The sequence below is a fragment of the Pseudomonas sp. TWP3-1 genome (assembly GCF_049896625.1).
Lineage (GTDB): Bacteria > Pseudomonadota > Gammaproteobacteria > Pseudomonadales > Pseudomonadaceae > Aquipseudomonas.
Window position 1 is genome coordinate 39,565 of record NZ_JAFCUQ010000009.1, and the last position, 23,773, is coordinate 63,337.

The 23,773-nt window shown below is 60.1% G+C and carries 25 protein-coding genes; 12 read left to right on the forward strand and 13 right to left on the reverse strand.

The genetic code is table 11. From position 1 onward, the window contains the following. Positions 1–27: 27 nt before the first annotated feature. A complete protein-coding gene (locus ACP7BN_RS14190; protein WP_426204848.1) occupies positions 28–1,677 on the forward strand; it encodes a FimV/HubP family polar landmark protein in 1,650 nt (549 codons plus the stop codon). A gap of 7 nt (positions 1,678–1,684) precedes the next feature. On the opposite strand, the gene ACP7BN_RS14195 is transcribed toward ACP7BN_RS14190, so the two are convergent. Then, positions 1,685–3,874 (reverse strand): patatin-like phospholipase family protein, encoded by a 2,190-nt coding sequence (locus ACP7BN_RS14195; RefSeq protein WP_426204850.1) that lies wholly within the window; start codon positions 3,872–3,874, stop codon positions 1,685–1,687. Between the two features lie 72 nt (positions 3,875–3,946). Between ACP7BN_RS14195 and ACP7BN_RS14200 the strand changes: the two genes are divergently transcribed. Next, positions 3,947–4,234, forward strand: a complete 288-nt coding sequence (locus ACP7BN_RS14200) for a SelT/SelW/SelH family protein (protein WP_426204852.1) — start codon at positions 3,947–3,949, stop codon at positions 4,232–4,234. Here the strand turns inward: ACP7BN_RS14200 and ACP7BN_RS14205 are convergent. Then, on the reverse strand, positions 4,228–5,121 hold the full coding sequence (locus ACP7BN_RS14205; RefSeq protein ID WP_426204854.1) for a DMT family transporter: 894 nt from the start codon (positions 5,119–5,121) through the stop codon (positions 4,228–4,230). The two genes, ACP7BN_RS14200 and ACP7BN_RS14205, sit on opposite strands and share 7 nt — an antisense overlap. 227 nt (positions 5,122–5,348) lie before the next feature. Between ACP7BN_RS14205 and ACP7BN_RS14210 the strand changes: the two genes are divergently transcribed. After that, positions 5,349–6,164 carry a UDP-2,3-diacylglucosamine diphosphatase gene (locus ACP7BN_RS14210; RefSeq protein WP_426204856.1) on the forward strand — a complete coding sequence of 272 codons (816 nt, stop codon included), beginning with the start codon at positions 5,349–5,351 and terminating at the stop codon, positions 6,162–6,164. Between the two features lie 140 nt (positions 6,165–6,304). Here the strand turns inward: ACP7BN_RS14210 and ACP7BN_RS14215 are convergent, their stop codons facing one another. Beyond that, positions 6,305–6,895 carry an HD domain-containing protein gene (locus ACP7BN_RS14215; protein ID WP_426204858.1) on the reverse strand — a complete coding sequence of 197 codons (591 nt, stop codon included), beginning with the start codon at positions 6,893–6,895 and terminating at the stop codon, positions 6,305–6,307. Between the two features lie 27 nt (positions 6,896–6,922). After that, positions 6,923–7,234: an Mpo1-like protein gene (locus tag ACP7BN_RS14220; protein ID WP_420647911.1), complete on the reverse strand. Its 312-nt coding sequence runs from the start codon at positions 7,232–7,234 to the stop codon at positions 6,923–6,925. Between the two features lie 164 nt (positions 7,235–7,398). Here ACP7BN_RS14220 and ACP7BN_RS14225 point away from each other — a divergent pair, with 164 nt between their 5' ends. Then, complete coding sequence (locus tag ACP7BN_RS14225) at positions 7,399–8,460, forward strand: AraC family transcriptional regulator (protein WP_426204860.1); 1,062 nt, start codon at positions 7,399–7,401, stop codon at positions 8,458–8,460. On the opposite strand, the gene ACP7BN_RS14230 is transcribed toward ACP7BN_RS14225, so the two are convergent. Then, positions 8,417–9,871, reverse strand: a complete 1,455-nt coding sequence (locus tag ACP7BN_RS14230; RefSeq protein ID WP_420647913.1) for a TrkH family potassium uptake protein — start codon at positions 9,869–9,871, stop codon at positions 8,417–8,419. The genes ACP7BN_RS14225 and ACP7BN_RS14230 overlap by 44 nt on opposite strands. A 121-nt stretch (positions 9,872–9,992) precedes the next feature. Here ACP7BN_RS14230 and ACP7BN_RS14235 point away from each other — a divergent pair, with 121 nt between their 5' ends. Next, complete coding sequence (locus ACP7BN_RS14235; RefSeq protein WP_426204863.1) at positions 9,993–10,559, forward strand: nitroreductase family protein; 567 nt, start codon at positions 9,993–9,995, stop codon at positions 10,557–10,559. Positions 10,560–10,800: 241 nt separating this feature from the next. On the opposite strand, the gene ACP7BN_RS14240 is transcribed toward ACP7BN_RS14235, so the two are convergent. The 6 genes from ACP7BN_RS14240 to ACP7BN_RS14265 form a co-directional block, all read right to left on the reverse strand. Beyond that, positions 10,801–12,141 carry an ATP-binding protein gene (locus ACP7BN_RS14240; protein WP_426204865.1) on the reverse strand — a complete coding sequence of 447 codons (1,341 nt, stop codon included), beginning with the start codon at positions 12,139–12,141 and terminating at the stop codon, positions 10,801–10,803. 66 nt (positions 12,142–12,207) lie between these two features. Continuing rightward, positions 12,208–12,657 carry a Spy/CpxP family protein refolding chaperone gene (locus ACP7BN_RS14245; RefSeq protein ID WP_426204868.1) on the reverse strand — a complete coding sequence of 150 codons (450 nt, stop codon included), beginning with the start codon at positions 12,655–12,657 and terminating at the stop codon, positions 12,208–12,210. 125 nt (positions 12,658–12,782) lie between these two features. Next, entirely contained in the window at positions 12,783–13,460 is a 678-nt protein-coding gene (locus tag ACP7BN_RS14250) for a response regulator transcription factor (protein WP_426204870.1), read from the reverse strand. A gap of 7 nt (positions 13,461–13,467) precedes the next feature. Further along, entirely contained in the window at positions 13,468–13,878 is a 411-nt protein-coding gene (locus tag ACP7BN_RS14255; protein ID WP_420647918.1) for a translation initiation factor 2, read from the reverse strand. 256 nt (positions 13,879–14,134) lie between these two features. Beyond that, complete coding sequence (locus ACP7BN_RS14260; protein WP_420647919.1) at positions 14,135–14,434, reverse strand: YciI family protein; 300 nt, start codon at positions 14,432–14,434, stop codon at positions 14,135–14,137. A 1-nt stretch (position 14,435) separates the two neighbouring features. After that, positions 14,436–15,032, reverse strand: coding sequence for a septation protein A (locus ACP7BN_RS14265; RefSeq protein ID WP_420647920.1), 597 nt, complete (start codon positions 15,030–15,032; stop codon positions 14,436–14,438). An 87-nt stretch (positions 15,033–15,119) separates the two neighbouring features. Between ACP7BN_RS14265 and ACP7BN_RS14270 the strand changes: the two genes are divergently transcribed. From ACP7BN_RS14270 to rluB, 6 genes are all read left to right on the forward strand, one after another. After that, on the forward strand, positions 15,120–15,983 hold the full coding sequence (locus ACP7BN_RS14270; protein WP_426204872.1) for a PHP domain-containing protein: 864 nt from the start codon (positions 15,120–15,122) through the stop codon (positions 15,981–15,983). Between the two features lie 13 nt (positions 15,984–15,996). Next, positions 15,997–16,626, forward strand: coding sequence for an L-threonylcarbamoyladenylate synthase (locus tag ACP7BN_RS14275; protein WP_420647922.1), 630 nt, complete (start codon positions 15,997–15,999; stop codon positions 16,624–16,626). Between the two features lie 60 nt (positions 16,627–16,686). Continuing rightward, the gene (locus ACP7BN_RS14280; RefSeq protein WP_426205053.1) at positions 16,687–17,445 is read left to right on the forward strand and encodes a segregation and condensation protein A; all 759 of its coding nucleotides are present in this window, start codon (positions 16,687–16,689) and stop codon (positions 17,443–17,445) included. 11 nt (positions 17,446–17,456) lie between these two features. Continuing rightward, on the forward strand, positions 17,457–18,416 hold the full coding sequence (scpB, locus tag ACP7BN_RS14285) for an SMC-Scp complex subunit ScpB (protein ID WP_426204873.1): 960 nt from the start codon (positions 17,457–17,459) through the stop codon (positions 18,414–18,416). A 2-nt stretch (positions 18,417–18,418) separates the two neighbouring features. Next, a complete protein-coding gene (locus ACP7BN_RS14290; RefSeq protein WP_426204875.1) occupies positions 18,419–18,610 on the forward strand; it encodes a DUF1289 domain-containing protein in 192 nt (63 codons plus the stop codon). 156 nt (positions 18,611–18,766) lie between these two features. Next, positions 18,767–19,990, forward strand: a complete 1,224-nt coding sequence (gene rluB, locus ACP7BN_RS14295) for a 23S rRNA pseudouridine(2605) synthase RluB (RefSeq protein WP_426204876.1) — start codon at positions 18,767–18,769, stop codon at positions 19,988–19,990. 195 nt (positions 19,991–20,185) lie between these two features. On the opposite strand, the gene ACP7BN_RS14300 is transcribed toward rluB, so the two are convergent. After that, positions 20,186–21,151, reverse strand: coding sequence for a leucyl aminopeptidase (locus tag ACP7BN_RS14300; protein WP_426204878.1), 966 nt, complete (start codon positions 21,149–21,151; stop codon positions 20,186–20,188). A 70-nt stretch (positions 21,152–21,221) separates the two neighbouring features. Beyond that, on the reverse strand, positions 21,222–21,359 hold the full coding sequence (locus ACP7BN_RS14305; protein ID WP_420647927.1) for a hypothetical protein: 138 nt from the start codon (positions 21,357–21,359) through the stop codon (positions 21,222–21,224). A 937-nt stretch (positions 21,360–22,296) separates the two neighbouring features. Between ACP7BN_RS14305 and ACP7BN_RS14310 the strand changes: the two genes are divergently transcribed. Continuing rightward, positions 22,297–23,715, forward strand: a complete 1,419-nt coding sequence (locus tag ACP7BN_RS14310) for an amino acid permease (protein WP_420647928.1) — start codon at positions 22,297–22,299, stop codon at positions 23,713–23,715. Positions 23,716–23,773 lie beyond the last annotated feature (58 nt).

Below are 23,773 nucleotides of genomic sequence, written 5' to 3' on the forward strand. Positions count from 1 at the left end.
TCGGTTTTGCTTATAAAAGGGATGCTCATGCTCGAAAGTCGGCACGTTGTACTGCGTTGCGCCAACTCGCTGTTGCTGGCCGGTGTACTTGTCTGGTCCACCGCGTCATGGGCGCTGGGGCTCGGTGACATCACCGTGCACTCGGCGCTCAATCAACTGCTCAAAGCTGACATCGCGCTGCTGGATGCCGGAGGGCTGAGCGAGAGCGAGCTGTCGGTCAGCCTGGCGACGGCTGACGAATTCGGTCAGGCCGGGATCGAGCGGGTGTTTTTCCTCAATGGCCTCAAGTTCACCCCGATCCTGCGCGGCAACCGCACACTGATCCGCGTGACCTCAAGCAAACCGGTCAACGAACCTTTTCTGAATTTTCTGGTGCAGCTCAATCAGCCCAACGGCCGTCTGCTGCGCGAGTACACGGTGCTGATCGATCCACCGGGTACACCGGGCATCGTACCGGCTACCGACGAGCCGGATGCGCGGCCGCAATCATCCGGATTTCCCGTCCCTGATGCGCTGTCTCCGGTCGAGCTGGCCAAGCGCGCGTCCGTACCCGTGCAGCAACCGCCCACCACGCCGGCCAATGATCCGTTGGCCGAGCAACTGGCGGCCAGCGTGCTGCTGAATCAGCAACTGCAAAAGACTGTCGATGAGCTGAACTTGAAGCTTCAGGCACAGGACATTCTGATCGCCGATGGCAAAAAACAGATCAGTGATTTGCAGGTGAGATTGGCTGAGGTGCAACAACCCCCTCCAGCGCCGGTCGTTGCAGCGCCGACACCGACTCCGGTGACTGCACCAGCCCAGGCTGAGGAAGACGCTCTGAACTGGCCACTGCTGGGTGGCCTGTTGGCGGTGTTGGCATTGCTGGGAGCGGGGTTGTTTGTACGGCGTCGGCGGCAACAGACCTTTGGCTCGGATGCGCCACCACCGTTACCGCTGCGCAATGAGCCTGAAGTTGAAGACGCTCAGCCGGGGCAGGCGATGACTGCGAGTCATCGCGACGAGCAACGCGACGAACCCGTAGCTGGCGATGTTCTTGAGGCAGTGGGCATTTATCTGGCCTATGGACGGCTTGGCGAAGCGGTCGGTCTGCTGCGCGATGCCTTGCACAAAGAACCGCAGCGCATCGACCTTGGCTTGCAATTACTCGAAGTGCTGGGGCGTCAGGGCGATACACCCGCTTATGACGAGCAGGAAAACCATCTGCGAGAACTCGGCGTCGATCAGCAGCAGTTGCGAGACATCCGCACGCACCACCCGAAACTGGTCAGTGCTGCGGCGTTGATACCGGTGTTGCCCTTTGTGTCCGCTGCGCCGGTTGTTCCTGCCGAACCCGCGCCCCTGGCTGCCGAGGACGACTTCGAATTGAATCTGGAAGATCTGTCGATCGATTCCAGTTGGGACCTGGATGACGGTCTTTCGGCTACCGATAAGTCGCTCGACGACGAATTTCTTGATGCATTTGGCGATCCCGATCAGTCACTTGAACTCGAACCCCTCGAGCTGCAACCGGCAGAACCTGTGCAAGTCGCCAGCGCCGGGAAACTCGAACAAGCGCAGACCTGCATTGACGACGGCGACCTCGACAGCGCGATTGCCTTGCTCAACGAATTGCTCAAGGAGGCCGACGAGCCGCTCAGACAAACGGCGCGGACGTTGTTGGCGGGGATTCGTTGAATCCGGGTCAGAAGGTCTGCCCCAGATTCAGATAAACCGCCTGCTCATCCGCGTCATTCAAGCCGTAGCTGAAATTCAGCGGCCCCAGCGGTGTATCAAACCCAATGAATACACTGGCTGCATTGATGTAGCCGCTGTCGAATTCATTGTCGTTGTTCCACGCTCGACCGCGCTCCAGCGAAGCCCCTGCATACAGCGGGAAATCCAGAGGCAGATATGAGCGCGGCGTCAGGCGACGGTAATACACCGCGCGCATCAGGCTGACGTTCTGCCCGGAAATCGCATCCTCGCGGAACCCGGACAACTGCCGCGCGCCACCCAGCAGAAAGCTTGAAGTCACCACGTTGGCGTCATCCAGGGTGCGGCCATAGCGCCCGCCAAGGATCAGCGTGTCCGGCCCACGACTCATGGCTTTGTCGAGTTTGAACTCCCATTGCCGGTAGCGTGTATCCGAACCCAGGCTTGGTTCGAACTGGGTCAGGGTCAGGCCGATGTCCTCGCCTTCGTGCGGGAAGTACACGTTGTCCAGCGAATCGAACGAGTATTTCAGCGTGTAGAAACCTTCGGTGAAGCTCTCGCTCGGTAAATCCTGATCGCCAATCCGCACGTCGGCCTTGCCCCAGGCCTCGCCGACGCCGAAGCGCACTTCACCGCTATTGCCGATCTGCCGGCCGACATTCAAACCAAAACCGTAGCGCTCGACGCGGTACTGGGCGACCGGATCGTTGTCGAGCACCGACTCGACGTTCTGCGCTTCGAACGCGGCGTAGGGCGCGACGAAGTAACGCGAGCCAACATCCAGCGGCTGATAGAACTCGCTGTACAACTCTTGTTTGTCGCCGATCTGCGCCCGCGTCAGCCACTCGGCCCCAAGACGGTTGATGCCGTTGACCCGGTAACTGGCGCCCAGGTTGAAGGCGCTGTCACCGCGCATATCGTCCGACAGGTTCAGGCCGACGCGCAGATAATCGGTGCCGCTGCGTTTGCCGCGCGCGGTGATCACCAGCGTGTGATTGTCACCTTTGTGCGCCACGCGGTATTGCACTTGCTCAAAGTAATCGAGGCCGTACAAGGTGCCCATGTCCGATTGCAGGCGGCCCATGTCCAGCGGTTCGCCGATGTGCTGGCGGATGTAATAGCGGATCACGTCGTCGCCGACTTTCGAGTCGTTCTCGACCTTGATCGCGGTGATGATCGGCGTGCGCTGACCGGGGGCGCGGGCAGCATTGAGCTCGGCATCCTGAGTCTGCGCGGGTCTGAGACGGGCGAGGCGCGCATCGAGGATTTTAGTCGCACGGTAGCCGGCGTCGATCATTTCCTGGCCACGGCCGAAATCGGTTGAACCGAAGCTCGCCAGCGGTGGCTGGATCAGCACGTCATTCGGGTGCAGGGTCGCCAGTTGTTCTTCGGAGTTGCGCCGGGTCATCAGAGTGATCGACTGATTCAGCACGTCAACCACGGTGACCAGTTCCTTGCGGTTGCGCAGCGGCGTACCGATGTCGACCACGATGGCCACGTCGACGCCCATTTCCCGCGCCACGTCGAGGGGGATGTTGTCGGTCATGCCGCCGTCCACCAGCAATCGGCCATCGAGCTCGACCGGGGCGAACACCGCCGGGATCGACATGCTGGCGCGAATCACTTGCGGTAGATGACCTTTGCGAAACACCACTTTTTCGCCATTGGCGATGTCGGTGGTCACGGCGCGGAACGGGATTGGCAGCTTGTCGAAATCCCGCGTGTCGCTGGTGTGCGCCAATAAGCTCTCCAGCAGCAGCGCGAGGTTCTGGCCCTGAATCACTCCCAACGGCAAGCCGAGACTGCCGTCGTCGCGGAAGCTGAGTTTCTGTTTAACCAGGAAGTCGCGGTCATCCTGCTTGCGCCGGAACGGTACGTCGCCGCGCGGCGGGGCGTCGGACAGCGCCTGTTGCCAGTCGATGTTCAGGGCAAGTTTTTCCAGCTCGTCGATTTTGTAACCCGAGGCGTACAACCCGCCAATCACCGCGCCCATGCTGGTGCCGGCAATCGCATCGATTTTGATGCCTTGCTCCTCGAGCGCTTTGAGCACGCCAATGTGCGCCAACCCACGGGCAGCGCCACCGGACAGCACCAGGCCGACTTTCGGTCGCGGCGCTTCAGCGGCATGGACGAAGATTGGAAGGAAACCAAGCAGCAGGCAGATCAGCAGACGGCGCATCGTGAGTCTCGGGCAGAGCGATAAAGCCGGTTATTATAGCGGCGCCTCTCTGGATCAGGAGTTTCAGCGATCATGACCGTAACAAAAGCGGAAATCGTCATTACTTATTGCACGCAGTGCCAGTGGCTACTGCGCGCCGCATGGCTGGCGCAAGAGCTGCTCAGCACCTTCGGCGATGACCTCGGCAAAGTGTCACTGGTGCCGGGCACCGGCGGGGTGTTTCACATCAGCTGCGACGGCACGCAGATCTGGGAGCGCAAGGCCGATGGCGGGTTTCCCGAGGCCAAGGTGCTCAAGCAGCGAGTCCGTGATCAGATCGATCCCGAGCGTGACCTCGGCCACAACGATCGCACTCAGTGAGAGGCAGCTTCGGCGGCGACGGTTTTCTTGTCGGCGCTGCCTGACATCCGGCTCGACACCACGATGGCGACAATGATCAGCGCGCCACCGAGCAACATGCGCAGCGTCGGGTTTTCATCGAACAGCAGCCAGGCGACGGTGATGCCGTACACCGGCTCCATGGCAAACACCACCGCAGCGGTGCGCGCCTTGATCACCGCGAGGCTGGCGACAAACAGACTGTGCGCGACGGCTGTGCAGAATACTCCGAGCAGGGCAATCCACAGCCAGTCAATGGCCCGCACTTCGCTGAGTTGCGGCGCCGCCACCGGCAGCAGACACAGCGCCACCACCACGTTCTGACACAGCGCCGCCTGCACCGCCGGAATGCGCCCGGAGCTGGCGCGGTTGGTCAGTGACAAGAGGGAAAACAGCAGGCCAGAGAGAATCGCCCAGAGCAACCCGGTGGTCGCGCCGCTCGCGAGATCGAACGCCGGGGTCACCAGCACCAGACCGACGCTCACCAGCACCACCAACAGAATCTCGTTGGCACGGATGCGTTCGCGGAAGATCAGCCCTTCAAGAATCACTGTGAAGGCCGGGAAACTGGCGAAACCCAGCGTAGCGATAGCGACCCCGGCGACTTTTACCGCGATGAAAAAACTCACCCAGTGCCCGGCCAGCAATACGCCGCTCAACGCCAATCGACGCCAGTCCACAGCCTGAAGTTTTTGCCAGCCCTGCTGACTGGCGAAGCGCGCGAAAAAGGCCAGTGCGAGCACGGCAAACGCGGCACGGCCGAACACGATCACCGCAGGCGAGGCGGCCGCGAGTTTGCCGAATACGCCGGTCAGGCCGAACATCAGTGCGCCAATATGCAGGGCGCCGAGGGCGGTACGGGGAGTCATTGCTGTCCTTGGATCGAATACATTTGCGCCATTGAATCGTGTTCTGCCTGATGTGTCTGTCAGCAGACTACCGACAGTTGTCGTCAGCCCCGTGTCGCATTTGTGTAGGAGACATCCTGAAGTCGTCCTGTGAATTGTTCAAGCGTTGTCACGAGACTGACGCACAGTTGTCATGGACGATTAACCCACCGGGCGCAGAGTGGCAAAAACATCGTAGAGGGTCGCCCATGACCAGCGCCGAGCTTGCCAGACCCAGCCGTAAACAACGCGTGCGGACCCTGTGGATCTCCGACGTGCACCTTGGCACCAAAGATTGTCAGGCCGAGCATCTGTCGCAGTTTCTCAAGGGCTATCACGCCGATAAGGTCTATCTGGTTGGCGACATCATCGACGGCTGGAAACTGCGCGGCGGCATGTACTGGCCGCAAGCGCACACCAACGTGATTCGCCGCTTGCTGACCATGAGCAAGCGCGGCACCGAGGTGATCTACGTCACCGGCAACCATGACGAATTTCTGCGGCGTTATTCGAAGTTGATCCTCGGCAATATTCAACTGGTCGATGAAGCGGTGCATGTCACGGCAGACGGCCGGCATTTGCTGGTGATTCACGGCGATCAGTTTGATGTGATCACGCGTTATCACCGCTGGCTGGCGTTTCTCGGCGACTCGGCTTATGAGTTCACGCTGACGCTCAACCGTTGGCTCAATCACTGGCGCGCCCGTTACGGCTACGGTTATTGGTCGCTGTCGGCGTACCTCAAGCACAAAGTGAAGACGGCGGTTAGTTTCATCAGCGACTTCGAAGAAGCGATTGCCCATGAATGCGTGAAGCGCGGACTGCATGGCGTGGTCTGCGGGCACATTCACCATGCCGAGATTCGCAAGGTTGGCGAGGTGGATTACCTCAATTGTGGCGACTGGGTGGAGTCGTGTACGGCGCTGATCGAGCATTGGGATGGCACGATCGAGCTGTATCGGCTGGCGGATGCGCAGGCGCGGGAGGCTGAGCTTAAGGCCGCAAAAGTCGCCGAACTGGCCTAGAAGAGGCAAACATTTGTGTTGGTTTTACTGGCCTCATCGCTGGCAAGCCAGCTCCCACAGTGATCGCGGTGTACACGAAACCTGTGGGAGCTGCGGTGCGACGATTCGACTTGCCAGCGATGAGGCCGGTGCAGACAACGTCAAGCCGGGGCGTGTTCTTCCATCGCCGCTTTGTAGATGGAGTTCTTCGGCTGGGCAAACAGCCTTTCCAGCATCGGCTCGAAGAAACTCATCGGCAACGTGTCGTAATCCGGATCAAACGCCGCCGCATCGTACTTGGCGCAAAACTCGACCGTCGCGTGGTACTGCGGATGCTCACTGAACTGCTCGCGCAGGTGCCGATCCATGCCCAAGTGATGGAAGAAGTAGTAGCCCTGAAAAATTCCGTGCTTCTCGACCATCCACAGATTCTCGGCACTGACGAACGGCTTGAGAATCGCCGCCGCAATGTCCGGATGATTGTAGGACCCGAGGGTGTCACCAATGTCATGCAGCAACGCGCAGACCACGTACTCCTCGTCGCGACCATCGCGAAAGGCGCGGGTCGCGGTTTGCAGCGAGTGGGTCAGGCGATCCACCGGGAAACCGCCGAAATCGCCTTCGAGCAATTTCAGGTGAGCGAGGATCCGCCCCGGCAACTGGCGGGCGTAGGCGCTGAAGTCTGCGGCGATGATCGCCCAGTCCTCTTGCGTACCGTCCTGCATATGGGTGAAGCGGGCGTTGGCATTCATCGGCCATCCTCCGGGCACACAACGTATTCAGAACGGCACACGGCCAAGGATCATGTCGCGGTACATCACGAAGTCGCCGAGCAGGCTGTACCACGGATGCTGAAAAGTCGCCGGGCGGTTTTTTTCGAAGAAGAAGTGCCCGATCCACGCAAAGGTGTACCCGGCGACCGGCAGGGCGAGCAACAGCAGCCAGGCGCCTTTGGCGATGCTCAGCGCAAGAATGCAGATCACCAGTGTGGTGCCGATGAAATGCAGGCGCCGGCACGTGCTGTTGTTGTGCTCGCCGAGGTAGTACGGATAGAACTCGGCGAAGCTGTTGAACGGCTTGATGTTTTCCACGACTGCGATCTCTGTGGTTATTGTTCTGATGGCAAGATGTTCGGCGGGTAGCTTATTTGAGTCTAGAGTGATCATTGGCGTCGGCCAGTGACAATCGGCGCCACTTTAGTATCCTTCGCAAATCAGGCCGTGGCATGCGGCCCGTTCTCTAAAAGAAAAACGCCATGAGCGAACGAACGACTTCTGCAAGCTGGGCGATGGGGATTGTCAAAGCACTGGAAATGGACGGTCTGGATTGCCGGGTTCTGTTCAGACAACTGGGGCTCGACTACGCGGCGCTGGATGATCCGGATGCGCGCTTCCCGCAAGATTCCATGACCCGACTCTGGCAACGGGCGGTCGAGCTGTCCGGCAATCCGGCGATCGGCCTGAACATGGGCAAAGTGGTGCGCCCGGCCTCGTTTCATGTCGCCGGTTACGCGTTGATGTCGAGCAACACCCTGGCCGAAGGCTTTCAACGACTGGTGCGTTATCAGCGGATCATTGCCGAAAGTGCTGACCTGAGTTTTCGCCTGCTCGACGAAGGTTATGCGCTGATCCTCACGGTACACGGCGATCACCTGCCACCCACCCGGCAAAGTGGCGAAGCCTCGCTGGCCTGCGCGCTGGCCCTGTGCGGTTGGCTGACCGGGCGCACGCTGCACCCGCGCAAAGTGTTGGTGCAGGGCGATCAGCCGGATGATCTGGAACCTTACAGACAAGCTTTTCATGCACCGCTGGTGTTCAACGCGGCGTATGACGCGTTGATCTTCGAGCGTGCCGACATGGAAGCGCCGCTACCGACTGCCAATGAGGCGATGGCGCTGCTGCATGACCGGTTTGCCGGGGAGTATCTGGCGCGGTTTTCCGAAAGTCGCGTGACTCACAAGGCACGCCAGGTGCTGTGCAGGTTACTGCCTCAGGGTGAACCCAAGCGGGATACGGTGGCGCAAACCCTGCACTTGTCCCAGCGCACGTTGCAGCGTCGGTTGCAGGAGGAGGGCACCAGTTTTCAGCAGTTGCTCGATGACACGCGCCGCGAACTGGCCGAGCAATACCTTGCGCAGGCGAGCATGACCCTGCTGGAGATTGCTTATCTATTGGGCTTTGCCGATCCGAGCAATTTTTTCCGCGCTTTCCGCCGCTGGTTTGACACCACGCCCGGCGATTACCGGGCGCGACTGCTGCAAACGTCGAACGCTGTCAGTGACGCCAGAACGCCGGAATACACAGCACGAACACCGTAATGATTTCCAGTCGGCCGAGCAGCATGCCGAACGACAGAATCCACTTGGCCGCATCCGGCAGCGTCGCAAAGTTGCCGGCCGGGCCGATGGTTTCGCCCAGACCCGGGCCGACGCCCGACACGGTGCTGGCGGCGCCCGTCAATGCCGTCATCCAGTCGACCCCGAGCAGCGACAGCAGCAGGGCGATCACACAGATGGTGATGGCGAAGAAGAACGAAAACGTCAGGATCGAACGCACGATTTCTTCGTCGAGGCGGTGACCGTTGTATTTCTGCTTGATCACCGCGCGCGGGTGGATCAGCTGATTAAGGTTGGCCTTGAGCAGGATGTAGGCGACCTGAAAGCGGAAAATCTTGATCCCGCCCGCCGTCGAACCGGAACAGCCGCCGACAAAGCCCAGATAGAAAAACAGCATCAGCGAGAAATTGCCCCACAGGCTGTAGTCCCCCAGTGCGAACCCTGTAGTGGTGACCACCGAAGTCACGTTCAGCGCCACATGGCGCAACGCTTCCAGCCAATGCAGCTGGGTGGTCCACCAATACCAGGTGCCGAGCACCAGCCAGGTCACCAGCAACATCCCCAGCAAGCCCTGCACTTGCTGATCCTTGATCAGCGCCCGACGGTTGCCGCGTAACGTCGCCACGTACAGGGTGAAGGGAAGGCTGCCGAGAATCATGATGACGATTGCCACCCAGTGCACCGCCGGTTGTGTCCACTTGGCGAGCGATTGGTCGGACGTCGAGAAACCGCCGGTGGAAATCGCTGACATCGCGTGGTTGATCGCATCGAACGGACTCATCCCGGCCCACCAGAAGGCCAGGCTGCCGAGAATGGTGATGCCGACATACGCCGCCACGATCAGGCGCGCCACCATGTGCGAGCGCGGCATGACCTTTTCCGAACGGTCGGAAGATTCGGTCTGGAACAGGCGCATGCCGCCGATTCGCAGCAGCGGCAAAATCGCAACCGCCATGCCGATAAAGCCGATACCGCCGATCCAGTGCAGCAGCGAGCGCCACATCAAAATGCCCGGCGACATGTTGTCCAGACCGTTGAGCACGGTGGCACCGGTGGCTGTAATGCCGGACATGCTTTCAAAAAACGAGTCGGTGTAGCTGATGTGCTGGGTCAGCAGAAACGGCAACGCAGCGAAAATGCACACCACCAGCCAACTGCTGACCGTCAGCAGATACATGTCGCGCGGGCGCAGGTGGATATGTTCCGGGCGACCGGGAATCACCAGCGCGAGGCCGGCGACGAAGGTGATCATGCTCGCCCAGAGGAACGACGGCAGATCGCCGGTGCGCTCGTAGATCACCAGCGTGGCCATGGGCACGACCATGGCGATGGCCAGGGTGATCAGGAAGATGCCGATGATGAAACCAATGATGCGTAAGGTCGGCAACGCCATGAAGTCCGCTCGGGCTGATGTGGGAAGGTCGCCATTCTACCCGTGGGGCAGGGCATGTAAACCGGCATCCCGGTGGAAGATACCGCTAGAATAGTCGGACATTTTTTCCAGGAGGTGGCCGATGCAGGCTCTCGACGCTTTGCTCAACCGTGTTTCCGTCCCACGACTGATCGATCCGGCCCCGACTGCCGAACAGCGCGAAGCCCTGTTTGGGGCGGCGCTGCGTGCACCGGATCACGGGCATTTGCAGCCTTATCGTTTTCTGACCGTCGAAGGTGCGGCGCGCGAGCAGATGGGTGAGTTGCTGGCTGAAGCGGCTAAATTGCAGGGCGGCGAAGTGACCGAGGCGGTGATTGACAAGGCGCGTAACGGGCCGTTGCGCGCGCCGTTGGTGGTCGTGGTGATCGCGAAGTTGCAGGATCACATCAAGTACCCGAAGGCTGAGCAGTTGCTGGCGGCCGGGTGTGCGGCGCACGGGATCTTGCTGGCGGCGTATGCGCAGGGGATTGGTGCGGTGTGGCGTACTGGGGATCTGGCTTATTCGCAGCACGTGGCGCAAGGCTTGGGGTTGGTCGAGGGTGAGGAAGTGATTGCGTTTCTGTATCTGGGGACGCCGCAGAAGGAACCGCGTGTTGTAGAGAAGGTTGATCTGGCGGAGTTCGTCAGTGCTTGGCCTGGTAACGCCTAAAAGCTGAAAAGCACCCTCACCCTAGCCCTCCCGAAACGTCGGACCGCCCCGAGGGAGAGGGGACTGATTGGGGGATGCTTCAGAGGTACATCGACCTGAGCGATCTTTGCCGAATCCAGATCGACGCGGATTACGGTTCTGTTGAATTCATAATCAGCTCGGTTCTTCAGGTCGATGTATGACGCAAGACACCTCGGTCGGCTCCCTCTCCCTCCGGGAGAGGGCTGGGGTGAGGGCCTCTTCAGGGCTGCACCACGATCCCCGGCACCAACGGCAAATCCAGACTGGCAACAAACCCACCGTCAGGATGATTCGCCAAAACCAGGCTCCCGCCATGGCGCTCCGCCGCGCGCCGCGCGATCGCCAGCCCCAAACCATGCCCGGCAGCAGTCTGTCCCGGCGCCCGATAAAACGGCTCGCCCAATTGGCTCAAATGCTCAGGCTGCACCCCCGGCCCATGGTCGCGCACACTCACCACAATTCGGTCGCCCTGACGTGCAGCCTGCAATTCAATCGCCTGCCCGACCGGATTGAAGCGCTGAGCATTGCGCAACAGATTGTCCACCGCGCGCTCGATCATGGTCGGCCAGCCTTTGAGGTTCAGTTGCGGCTCGACCTCCAGCCGCACGGTCTGCTCCGGCGAGCCAAGTTGCGCATCCTTTTGCAGCGTGCAGAGCAAGGCATTCAAGTCGACATCTTCGGCGCTGGCATTGTCGGCATCGACCCGTGCCAGTACCAGAATCTCACTGATCAACGCCTCCAGCCGATCACACTCGCGGGTCAGACGTGGCCAGAGTTTCTCGCGCTCTTCAGGATTGGCCCGTTCGGCCAGCGCCAAGGCAATCCGCAATCGCGCCAGCGGTGAACGCAGTTCGTGGGAAACGTCACGCAGCAACTGGCGCTGACTGCCGATCAGACTTTGCAGGCGCGCGCCCATACGGTTGAAATCGTTGGCCAGCACGCCGAACTCATCGCGACGATTGGCCAGCCGCGCCAGGCTGTTCTGCTGATAGGTGGTCTGCCCCAGGTCATGCACCGCACCGCGCAAACGGCTGAGCGGGCGGGTGATGGATAGCGTTACCAGCAGACTGAACAGGGTCAATACCACCAGCGCGATGCCCAGCGCACTCAATGGCCAGAGCAGGCTTTCGCGATGCCATGAGTCGAGTTCGGGATGGGGGATGCGGTAGATAAACAGGTAAGTGTCGCCGCTTTTGTCGCTGGTGAACTCGTCGGTCAGACGCCGCCATGGCAGGCGTCGGTCATCGTTGTTCTGGCGTGCTTCGAAGGCGGCCGCTCGGCGTGGAAAGGTGCCGCGCACTACCGGGTCGCCGCTCTCGTTTAGCACTTGCACGTCGATGTGGTATTGGCGTTTGCGCTGTTCGAGGATGTTCTGAGCGGCGTCTTCGCCCTGGGCTTCATAGGTCTGGGTCCAGTCGGCTGCCAGGGTGTTGAGGCCCGGATGGCGGCTGAGAATCCACGCATCCTGATTGAGCATGTGCCCGAGCAGAATGGAGAGCCCTGCAACCAGAGCGATGGCCAGCCAGAAGCTGGCGAGGATACGCCAGAACAATGAACGCACAGAAAATCCTCAAACAAAGAAAACCCAACGGCGCTGAGCCGTTGGGTTGGGCGTGACACTAGAGCATTATTGCGCCTTTTGCGGCTGTTGCGCTTTCCAGGCTTTGAACTCGGCCCATTCGGCGCGGCGTTCGGCTTTCTTCTTCTGGATCTCGTCGAATTTCTTCTGTTGATCCGGCTTCAGTACCGCACGTACGTCAGATTCGGCTTTCTTGTGGTTGGCCGCCATCTCGTCCTTCATGGCTTTCTGATCGGCTGGCGAGAGCTTTTCCAGGTACTTGTCGACCGTCTGCTTACGCTCGTGCATCTGCTCGCCCATGATCTTGCGGATCTGCTCGCGCTGTTCGCGGGACAGGTCAAGCTCGCTGTACGGGCCTTTGCCGTGCATGCCGTGCATTTGACCGCCGTGGCGCGGACCGTCGAGTGGGCCACCCATCGGGCCGCCATCTTGGGGCATGGCCATGGCGACGGTTGGCAGAGCGGCAGCGAACATCAGAGCGATAAGAGTCTTGCGCATGGTGTATCTCCTTGTCTCGTTCCCGCTACGTTCCGGATGAGTTCAGATTACGGAGATCAAGGTCAGCGGCGGTCAGCGCAGTGTAAAGCTTGGGTAAACACGCTTTGGTGCCGACCTGACAAAACTTACAGGCTGTAATAGTAGCCGCGGCTGCGCAGCGCCACGATCCGTGGGCGGCCGTCGGGGTGCGGGCCGATCTTTTTGCGCAGGTTGCTGACGTGCATGTCGAGGCTGCGATCGTACAGGGTCAGCTTGCGGCCGAGGGCGATCTGCGCCAGTTCCTGTTTGTCCAGCGGCTCGCCGGGTTGCTTGAGCAGGGCTTCGAGCAGGCGGCTTTCGGAAACGGTAAGCGTGAATTCCTTCTCGTCGATGCTGACCACGCCGCGCACCGGGCTGAACATTAGATCGCCCAGTTCGACCTGAGTGGTCACGGCCGTCGGATGACTGCGGCGCAATACGGCGCGCAGGCGGGCGGTGAGTTCGCGCGGGTCACAGGGTTTGGCCAGGTAATCGTCGGCGCCCAGTTCCAGACCGAGGATGCGATCCAGCGGTTCGCCACGGGCCGAAAGCATCAGCACCGGCAGATCAGCGTGATCGCTGCGCAGTTGCTTGAGCAGTTCCAGACCGCTGCCGTCGGGCAGCATGACGTCCAGCACCACGGCGGCGGGCGAGGTTTCGGCCAATGCCTTGCGGGCGCTCTGGCCGTCGTGGCAGGCACGCACCTGGAAGCCTTCCTGGCTCAGCCAGCTACTCAGGAGTTCACACAACTCCTGGTCATCATCAATCAGTAACAGCTCGCTCATGACTCACTCAATTTAGCCATTGTCGACGTTTTCGACTTGCACCACTGGCAAAGATACCGCAGAGCAGCGCCAATAGCGCAACTCCGGCCCCAGTGACGAACCATTGCTGCTGATCAGTCAGCAGACGCGGCATTGGACTGGCCTGGGCTTCCTTGAGTTGCAGCTTCAAACGTTGATTTTCCTGACGCAAGCGGCCGAGCTGGGCGCTTTCGCGTTCGTTGTCGGCACTTTGCAATTGTTTGCTCAGTTCTTCGCGCTGCTGCTCGCTGGCCTTGAGGCGCTGCTGCAATTCGGTGATCTGGCTGCCGGCACTTAACGACAATGGCGTCGAGTTGCCGCCCTCAGTCCCTTCCTCGCCATGGGCGGGGGCCACGATCGACAACGTCAACAACATCAGACACAACGGACCCTTGCGCATCGCGACACCTGTTTCCAAATGGATATTGGGCAGGTTGTCGGCAGGCAAACGAGAATAATGAGCGATTGAGAGCAGCAAGAACTATCAAGGTTCAGTGCCAGAAACCATTTCGCCGACCGTGAGGGGATAGGTAACCGTGGCGAGGGAGCTTGCTCCCGCTAGACTGCGCAGCAGTCTCCAGCTTCGTGAGTTGAACAGCGGGGCCGCTCCGCGCCCCAGCGGGAGCAAGCTCCCTCGCCACAAGGTTCTCTACTTGTTAAGGCAGGACTTGCTTGAACGGTTTGACGCTGACGTTGGCGTAGACGCCCGCGGCGATAAACGGATCGGCATCGGCCCAGGCCTGGGCGGCGCTGAGTGAGTCGAACTCGGCGACGATCAGGCTGCCGGTGAAACCCGCTGCGCCCGGATCATTGCTGTCGACCGCCGGGTGCGGGCCGGCCAGGACGATGCGGCCTTCACCCTTGAGTACCTGCAGGCGCTCAAGGTGTGCAGGGCGGGCAGCCAGTCGGGCTTCCAGAGAGTTGGCGACGTCGGTAGCAATGATTGCGTAGAGCATGTCAGTCCTCGGTTTTTGGCGTTGTGGTATCGGTGTCATGCAGGTGACGCGACAGGTAAATACCCTGTGCGATCAGGAACAGCACGGTCATGCCCAGGCTGCCGAACACCTTGAAGTCGACCCAGTAGCTCTGGAAGGTGAAGGCGACAAACAGGTTGGCCGCGCCGCAGAACAGGAAAAACGCGATCCAGGCGATGTTCAAGCGCGTCCAGACCGGATCCGGCAAGGTCAGCGCGTGACCCATGATGCGTTTGATCAGCAGGCGGTCGCCGATGAAATGGCTGCCGATGAAGGCCACGGCGAACAGCCAGTTGACCACCGGGGCTTTCCATTTGAGGAAGGTTTCGCTGTGGAAGGCCAGGGTCAGGCTGCCGAACACGAGGCAGGCGATCAGGGTCAGCCACTGGCTCTTCTCCAGCTTGCGCTGTTTGATGAAGAGGGCGCCATACACCACCAGGGAGCTGATGATCAGCATCGCGGTGGCGCTGTAAATACCGCCTACAGTCAACTCATGCCCGGCAATATCGACGGTGCGTGGATCGAGTTTGTAGACGATGAAGAACAGCAGAAGCGGGATGAAATCGATGAATTGTTTCACAGTGAGAGCCAGATGCCGGATGTGGCGGCATAATAACAAACATATCGGCGCGCGATAGCGCCAGCTTATTTGAGGTTACACATCCCCGTGAATGTTGATTTGCACTGCCACAGCACGGCCTCCGACGGCGCCTTGGCGCCTGCGGTACTGGTTGCGCGTGCGTTTGAAAATGGCGTGCGAGTTCTGGCCCTGACCGATCACGACACCCTCGAAGGCCTCGCCGAAGCGCGCAGCGCCGCCAACGAGCTGGGGATGCAACTGGTCAACGGCGTCGAATTGTCCTGCACCTGGGGCGGCGCGACCATTCATGTGCTCGGCTACGGTTTTGACGTAAATGCCGTACCGTTGGTCGAGGCGATCGCCAAATTGCACGATGGGCGCTGGCTACGGTCGGAAGAGATAAGCCGCAAACTTGCGCTCAAAGGCATGCCCGGCGCTCTCGAAGGCGCTCGGCAGATCCAGCAGGAACTCGGCGACAGCGGCAACGCCCCGGCCCGTCCGCATTTCGCCGACTGGATGGTCCGTGAAGGTTTCGTCAAGGATCGCGCCGAAGCGTTCCGCAAATGGCTCGGCGCCGGCAAGCTCGGTGACGTCAAGCAACACTGGCCGACCCTCGAAGACACCGTTGGCACCCTGCGCGCCGCCGGGGCCTGGGTCAGTCTGGCGCATCCGTGGCACTACGATTTCACCCGCAGCAAGCGCCGAAAACTGATTGCCGACTATATTCAAGCAGGCGGGCACGCAATCGAGGTGGTCAATGGCCATCAGCCCGCAGAACAGGTGGGCAGCCTGGCGATCCTTGCCCGTGAGTTCGGTCTGCTGGTCAGTGCCGGCAGTGATTTTCATGGCCCTGGTGGCTGGTCCGAGATCGGCCAGTACCGGCCGCTTCCTGAGGACCTGCCGCCCCTGTGGTGCCGGTTCAAACATGACACAGTTATTGCCGCCGTCTGAACAGGTAGAGAATGTGAGTCAATTTTTCCAGATCCATCCGGAAAACCCGCAAGCGCGCCTGATCAAACAGGCTGTTGAAATCATCCGCAAGGGCGGGGTGGTGATTTATCCCACGGACTCTTCCTACGCTATCGGTTGCCAGATGGGCGACAAGAATGCTGTGGAGCGCGTTCGGCGCTTGCGTCAGCTCGATGAGAAGCACAACTTCGCGATGATCTGCAGCGACCTGTCGCAACTCGGCCTGTTCGCCAAGATCGACACCGGCACCTTCCGTATTCTCAAGGCGCATCTGCCGGGCCCGTACACGTTTATTCTCAACGCCACCCGCGAAGTGCCGCGCCTGTTGTTGCATCCGAAGAAGCGCACCATCGGTCTGCGCGTGCCGAGCCATCCGATTGCGCTGGCCCTGCTGGCCGAACTGGGCGAGCCGCTGATGAGCGTGACCCTGATCATGCCCGGCGATGAAGACCCACTGACCGATCCCTATGAAATGCGCCAGTTGCTCGAGCATCAGGTTGATCTGATCATCGACGGCGGTTTCGGTGGGATCAAAGCATCGACGGTCATCGACTTGACCGGCGACGACCCGGAAGTGGTGCGCGTCGGTTGCGGCGACCCTGCTCCGTTCATGGTCGAGGCCTGAATGTCCGCAGTGGAAACCGTCGATCCGCAGGCCGGCGCCCAGCAAGAACTGCCGTTTGCCATGGTCTATGGCCAGGCGGTCATGGAAATGCCGCTGGACCTGTACATCCCGCCGGACGCACTTGAGGTTTTCCTCGAAGCCTTCGAAGGCCCGCTCGACCTGCTGCTGTATCTGATCCGCAAACAGAACATCAACATCCTCGACATCCCGGTGGCGGAAATCACCCGCCAGTACATGGGGTACGTCGAGCTGATGCAATCGGTGCGTCTGGAACTGGCAGCCGAGTATCTGGTGATGGCCGCCATGCTCGCCGAGATCAAGTCACGGATGTTGCTGCCGCGAGCGGAAACCGTCGAAGACGAAGAGGACGACCCGCGCGCCGAACTGATTCGCCGCTTGCAGGAATACGAGCGCTTCAAGGCTGCCGCCGAAGGCATTGATGGCCTGAGCCGGGTTGGCCGCGACGTGGTGGTGCCCAAGCTTGACGCCCCGGAAGCCCGCGCGCGCAAGCTGTTGCCGGACGTGGCGCTGGAAGAAATCCTGATGTGCATGGCCGAGGTGTTGCGCCGTGGCGACATGTTCGAAAGCCACCAGGTCAGCCGCGAAGCGCTGTCCACCCGCGAACGTATGAGCGATGTGCTCGAGCGGCTCAAGGGCGGCGGGTTTGTGCCGTTTATCGAGCTGTTTACCGCCGAGGAAGGCAAGCTCGGGGTGGTGGTGACCTTTATGGCGATCCTTGAACTGGTCAAGGAATCCTTGGTCGAGCTGGTGCAGAATGAGCCGTTCGCCGCGATCCACGTGCGAGCCCGAGCCGAATAACGAGTCGAAACATGAACCTGACTGAACCCCGCGAGCTGGCGCCCCTGCTTGAAGCCTTTCTGTTGGCCTCGGGAAAACCGCAATCGCTTGAACGCCTTTTCGAGCTGTTCGAAGAAGGCGAACGCCCGGAACCGCCGGTCTTCAAGAAAGCCCTGACCTTGCTCGCCAAGTCCTGCGACGGCCGTGCGTTCGAGCTTAAAGAAGTCGCGTCCGGCTACCGCCTGCAAATCCGCGAGAAGTTTTCGCCGTGGGTCGGGCGCTTGTGGGAAGAACGCCCGCAGCGCTATTCCCGCGCACTGCTGGAAACCATGGCGCTGATTGCCTATCGCCAGCCGATCACTCGCGGCGAAATCGAAGACGTGCGTGGCGTGGCGGTCAACAGCAACATCGTCAAAACGCTGATGGAGCGCGAGTGGATCCGTGTCGTCGGTTACCGCGACGTGCCGGGCAAACCGGCGATGTTCGCCACCACCAAGGCTTTTCTTGATCACTTCAACCTGAAAAACCTCGACGACCTGCCGCCGCTGGCCGAACTGCGCGAGCTGGAACCGGACCCGATTCTGGACTTCGACGACGCACCGGTTCCCGCCAGCCTGCAGGAATTGGCCGACGCCAGCGCCGAGCCGGAGGAAGAGAAAGAGGAAACCAGTTTCCACACCTTGCTGCTGGAGCTGGACAGCATGGAGGAGGGGATCAAGACCGACTTCGACGATTTGCTGCGGGATGTGGCGGATGGTCCGCCGGTGTCGACGGAGTTTGACGCCGAGCCAGTTGCGCCGACGGTTGAGCCCGAGCCCGAACCGGAGCACGAAGACGACGTATTAGGCGTCGCCGAGGCCAGGGAGAAACTGCTCGCCGCCGTGGCCGCCCTTGAGCAAGCCGCGCCGGAACCCGAGCTGAGCGAAGAAGAAGCCGAAGCCCGCGCCCTCGCCGAAGCCATCGAAGCCGAGCGCCGCGAATTCGAGGACTGAGCATGAGCTCAACCAAAGACCCCTGCATCAGCCTCTGTAAATTCACCGATGACATCTGCATCGGCTGCGGGCGCAGCAAGCGCGAGATCAAGGCCTGGAAGAAGCTCGACAAGGACGACAAGCGCACGGTACTCGCCGAAGCCGCGCTGCGCCTGATCAAACTTGGCAAGGCCGGTCGGCGGAAAAGCAAATAACTGTCGATCGATCAGCTAGTCTTTGATGCGCCAACGCGCACATCCGCGTATGATTCGCGACCCTTCGTCGATCCCTTCGGCAAAGAACCCAGATTTCAAAGCTTCAGCGCGCTTAATTCAGAGCGTTCTGAACAGATCACACCGGGAGGTGCCCAGATGAGTATCAACGACCAGAAAGACGACCAGGAAATCGGCCCAGCAGGCGAGAAACTGCAAAAAGTCCTCGCCCGTATCGGCGTCGGCTCGCGCCGCGATGTTGAATCCTGGATCACTGCCGGCCGCATCAAGGTCAACGGCAAAGATGCCACCTTGGGCCTGCGCGTCGACCTGCACGACGCAATCACCATCGATGGCAAGGTCATCAAGCGCGAAGAAGCCGCCGAGTCGGTACGCCGCGTGATCATGTACAACAAGCCCGATGGCGAGATCTGCACCCGTGACGACCCTGAGCGTCGTCCAACCGTGTTCGACAAGCTGCCACGTCCGAAAGAAGGGCGCTGGATCAACATCGGCCGTCTCGACATCAACACCACCGGTCTGCTGATGTTCACCACTGACGGTGAACTGGCCAACCGTCTGATGCACCCGTCCTACGAGATGGACCGCGAGTACGCCGTGCGTGTTCGTGGTGAAGTCGATGACGAGATGATCGAGCGTCTGAAGGCTGGCGTGGTGCTGGAAGACGGCCCGGCCAAGTTCACCGATATCAAGCAGGCTCCGGGCGGCGAAGGCTTCAACCACTGGTACCACTGCGTGGTGATGGAAGGCCGTAACCGTGAGGTTCGTCGTCTGTGGGAATCCCAGGGTCTGGTGGTCAGCCGTCTGAAGCGCGTGCGTTTCGGTCCGGTGTTCCTCAACTCCGACCTGCCGATGGGCCGCTGGCGCGAAATGAGCCAGTATGAAGTTGACATTCTGAGCGCTGAAGTCGGCCTGACCCCGGTGGCCATGCCGCAACTGAATGCCAAGAGCAAAGACAAGCTCGAGCGTCTGCAACGCAAATCGTCGCGCCCGATGGGCAAGACCGAGCGCGTGCGCACGCTGCGTCCAGCCGCTGGCGCCCCGACCGGCCCGCGTCCATCGCGTGAGCCGCACATCGAAGGCGAGCGTCCAGCGCGCAAGCCTGCTGGCGCCCGTGACGGCGAGCGCGCTCCGCGTCCGGCCAACGGTCGCACTGAGCGTGGCGAGCGTGGTGCTCCTGCCGGTCGCGGTACGCCAGTTGCGGATCGTCCAGCGGACACCACCAACAAGCGCCCGGCCAAACCGGCGCCGAAGCGTCCAGGTATCAAACTGGTCGACGGCGACAAGCCATCGGGCAAGCGCCGTGGCGCACCGGCTGGTTCCGGTCAGCGTCCGGGCTTTGGTCGTCGCAAGCCTGAGTAAGCGGTTTTTGCGCTGAAGCTGAATAAAAAACGCCAACCTCAGGGTTGGCGTTTTTTTTGTCTGGCGAAAGTTATGTCGTGGTTTTGAGGCCGTCATCGCTGGCAAGCCAGCTCCCACAGGATTCGGGTTGGATTCAAATTTTGTAATCGACATAATCCCTGTGGGAGCTGGCTTGCCAGCGATGGCGTCAGCCGCCTAAAAAACAAACCTGCCGTCAAACACCGGTTTGTCATCCAGCGCCAAGACCCCGCTGGAGAAAATCAGATCCAGGTGATGGCTGCCCTTGGCCCCACCACCCAGCCCCAGATGCAAACCGCAATGACGCTCCTCGAATCCGGCATTGCGCGCATACAGCGTTTTCACGCCTTCGTTAGTACCAATCCCCAGCTCCTCGATCCGCCGGTTCGACGGGTTGGCATCCAGGTACTTGTTGAAATCATGCTCCAGCCCCGGCACCTCGGTGGCGATGCGGCTGATGGTCGAATTCTCGATCCACAGCTCCAGCGGCGATTCCAGCACGCCGTACTTGCGCGCAAAAGGAATGGTGCTGAGGAACGTGCCCTTGAACTTCACATGCCCATTGATCGCTTCACTGTGAGTGGCGATTTCACCGGGCGCCAGGTCGAAATTGCCGACACCGTTGATGTCGGTCCATTTCTTGATGCTGCTCATCGGCGTTTCGAACCATGAGCCGTGCTCGTCCTTGAAACTCAGGGTGGTGGCCTGCGACATGCGCTGGATCAGATGGCTATTCAGCCCGGCAATGCGTTGCGGTGTGACGCTGAAGGTGTCGTAGAAATAATCGCCGTAATCCTTGAACAGCAGCGATTTCTTCCAGTTCTCGGCCATCACCGTTTGCAGCGCGCGGACAAACTCCGGGCCGTCGGGGCGCGGGTTGGGCAGGGTGGAAGAGTCGTAGAAGAAAATGTACAGATCGCTGTCGGTGATCGCCGAAGTCAGCGCTGCGGTGGATTCCAGGTCCAGGCGTCGGGCGCTGAACTTGAAGCGCGGATGATCGCCGGATTTTTCGGCGATGGCGCCGGTCAGCGCTTCGTAATCGGCAGTGTGCCCCAGCAGCACCTTGGCTGATTCAAGTCCGGCCAAGGCTGGGTGATGTTCGAGGTAGTAGAGGAAATGCGAAATCGCGCGTGGCTTATCCATGAGCCCTCCCGGACAGACCGTGAGAAAAGCGGCAGGCACGACCGGCCGGATCGTGCCTGCCCGGGACGTGTTACAGAGGCCACATCGCCGTGCCGAACGGTACGACCGCGTCGGCTTGCATCATTTCCACGGCGGCGTCATGAGTCGGTGCTTCGAACCATTCGTCCAGTTGCAGTTCGGTGTCCAGGTCTTTTTCCAGTACTTGCATGGTCGATCTCCTAGATGACTTTCACGATTGGAATAGCGGCGCACTCTCAACTGCCAATGGCTCGCGGAACAGTGCGCTGACTTGCCGGTCACGAACCCCGGCAGGACGTGAAGAACCTAGTTGACGATGTTTTGTTGCGCAAAAAATTATCCATTTAATTTTTAAATAAACTTTTTATTCCGTTTTTCTGGCGGCGTTTTCTTATTTGAAAACAAAAAACTAAACGGCTTTTTCGTTAGCCAGCTTGCCTCCGTCAATTTGCAGACGACCTACAGATTTTTCTGAATCGGAAACTATGCGTTACGCGATGTAACGTATTGTTTACGAAATACGCGCTTTAGTCCCATGGATCAGGGAGCTTGGCGCGGCTGTAAGGAATTCATGCCGAAGGCCCGTCTGTGCTGAGCCGTGCAAGGCTCTGGCGCGCTTGTTTCCGAACGCTTTGAACGATGAGATGCGCCCTATACCTGTCGTGCAGGTGCATAACAAGAAGGAGGCGCAATGAACGCCGTAATCCGATTTCACCTCTCCTCAGTGGGCGACTTTTCACTCGTCCATACCGACGGCCTGCAAAGGCCTGAATCAAATTTTGCAGTCGCCCGGGCTACTCGAGGCGGACACGCGCAATCCCGGCAACCGACACGCTGATCCAGCGGTGTCTGGCAGCAGGGGGTTAGCGGTGTACAATGCGCCGCGTTTTAGCTGTGACCCTCTGCGTAATCGCGTAAATCTCAAGGCCATCCGCCTTGTTCACTCCGTCGCGTCACGAGCGTGCCGGGTTCGATTTCGTCACAGATAAAAACAAACAGGTGACGCATGACCGTTGTAAAAAAGCTGAACTCCTGGTGCCTGCGCTGGGGTTTGATCGAGGCTGCCAAATCGCAACCTTGCAGCAACGTCTACTGAACATCATCAAACCTTGCGTGAGACCTTTTTCATGAGTGGACAACCCTCGCAATCAGGCGAGCTGAAACGCGGCCTGAAAAACAGACACATTCAACTGATCGCCCTTGGTGGCGCGATCGGTACCGGATTGTTCCTCGGCTCGGCCGGGGTGCTGAAATCCGCCGGCCCGTCGATGATCCTCGGCTACGCCATCTGCGGCTTCATCGCGTTCATGATCATGCGCCAGCTCGGCGAAATGATCGTCGAAGAGCCGGTGGCCGGTTCCTTCAGCCATTTCGCGCACAAGTACTGGGGCGGCTTTGCCGGTTTCCTGTCGGGCTGGAACTGCTGGATTCTGTACATTCTGGTGGGTATGTCGGAGCTGACAGCGGTCGGCAAGTACGTGCACTACTGGGCGCCGGATATTCCGACCTGGGTGACCGCTGCTGGCTTCTTCGTGCTGATCAACCTGATCAACCTGGCCAACGTCAAAGTCTTCGGTGAAGCCGAATTCTGGTTCGCGATCATCAAGGTCGTGGCGATCGTCGGCATGATCGCGCTGGGCAGCTACCTGCTGGTCAGCGGCAATGGCGGCCCGCAAGCCTCGGTGAGCAACCTGTGGTCGCACGGTGGTTTCTTCCCCAATGGCGTCAGCGGTCTGGTGATGGCCATGGCAATCATCATGTTTTCCTTCGGCGGTCTGGAAATGCTCGGTTTCACCGCAGCTGAAGCCGACCAGCCGAAGACCGTGATCCCGAAAGCCATCAACCAGGTGATCTACCGCATCCTGATTTTCTACATCGGCGCGCTGGTGATCCTGCTGTCGTTGACTCCGTGGGATGCCCTGCTGGCGAACATCAATGCTTCCGGCGATTCCTACAGCGGTAGCCCGTTCGTACAAGTGTTCTCGATGCTCGGCAGTAACACCGCCGCGCACATCCTCAACTTCGTGGTCTTGACCGCTGCGTTGTCGGTGTACAACAGCGGCACCTACTGCAACAGCCGCATGTTGCTGGGTATGGCCGAGCAAGGTGATGCGCCGAAAGCGCTGGCGAAGATCGACAAGCGCGGCGTGCCGGTGCGTTCGATCCTTGCTTCCGCAGCGGTGACGCTGGTGGCAGTGTTGCTCAACTACCTGATCCCGCAACACGCGCTTGAGCTGCTGATGTCGCTGGTTGTAGCGACGCTGGTGATCAACTGGGCGATGATCAGCTTTTCGCACTTCAAGTTCCGCCAGCACATGAACAAGACCCGGCAGACGCCGTTGTTCAAAGCGCTGTGGTATCCGTACGGCAACTACATCTGCCTGGCATTCGTTGCATTCATTCTGGGTGTGATGCTGCTGATTCCGGGCATCCAGATCTCGGTGTACGCGATTCCGGTGTGGGTCGTGTTCATGTGGGTCTGCTACGTGATCAAGAACAAACGCGGTGCGCAACAAGCTGTGCAGGCGGCAGGTGCTGCCAAGTAAGCGCTGACGCACAAACAACTAACCCGGCCAAGCGCCGGGTTTTTTGTCTGCGCAAGAA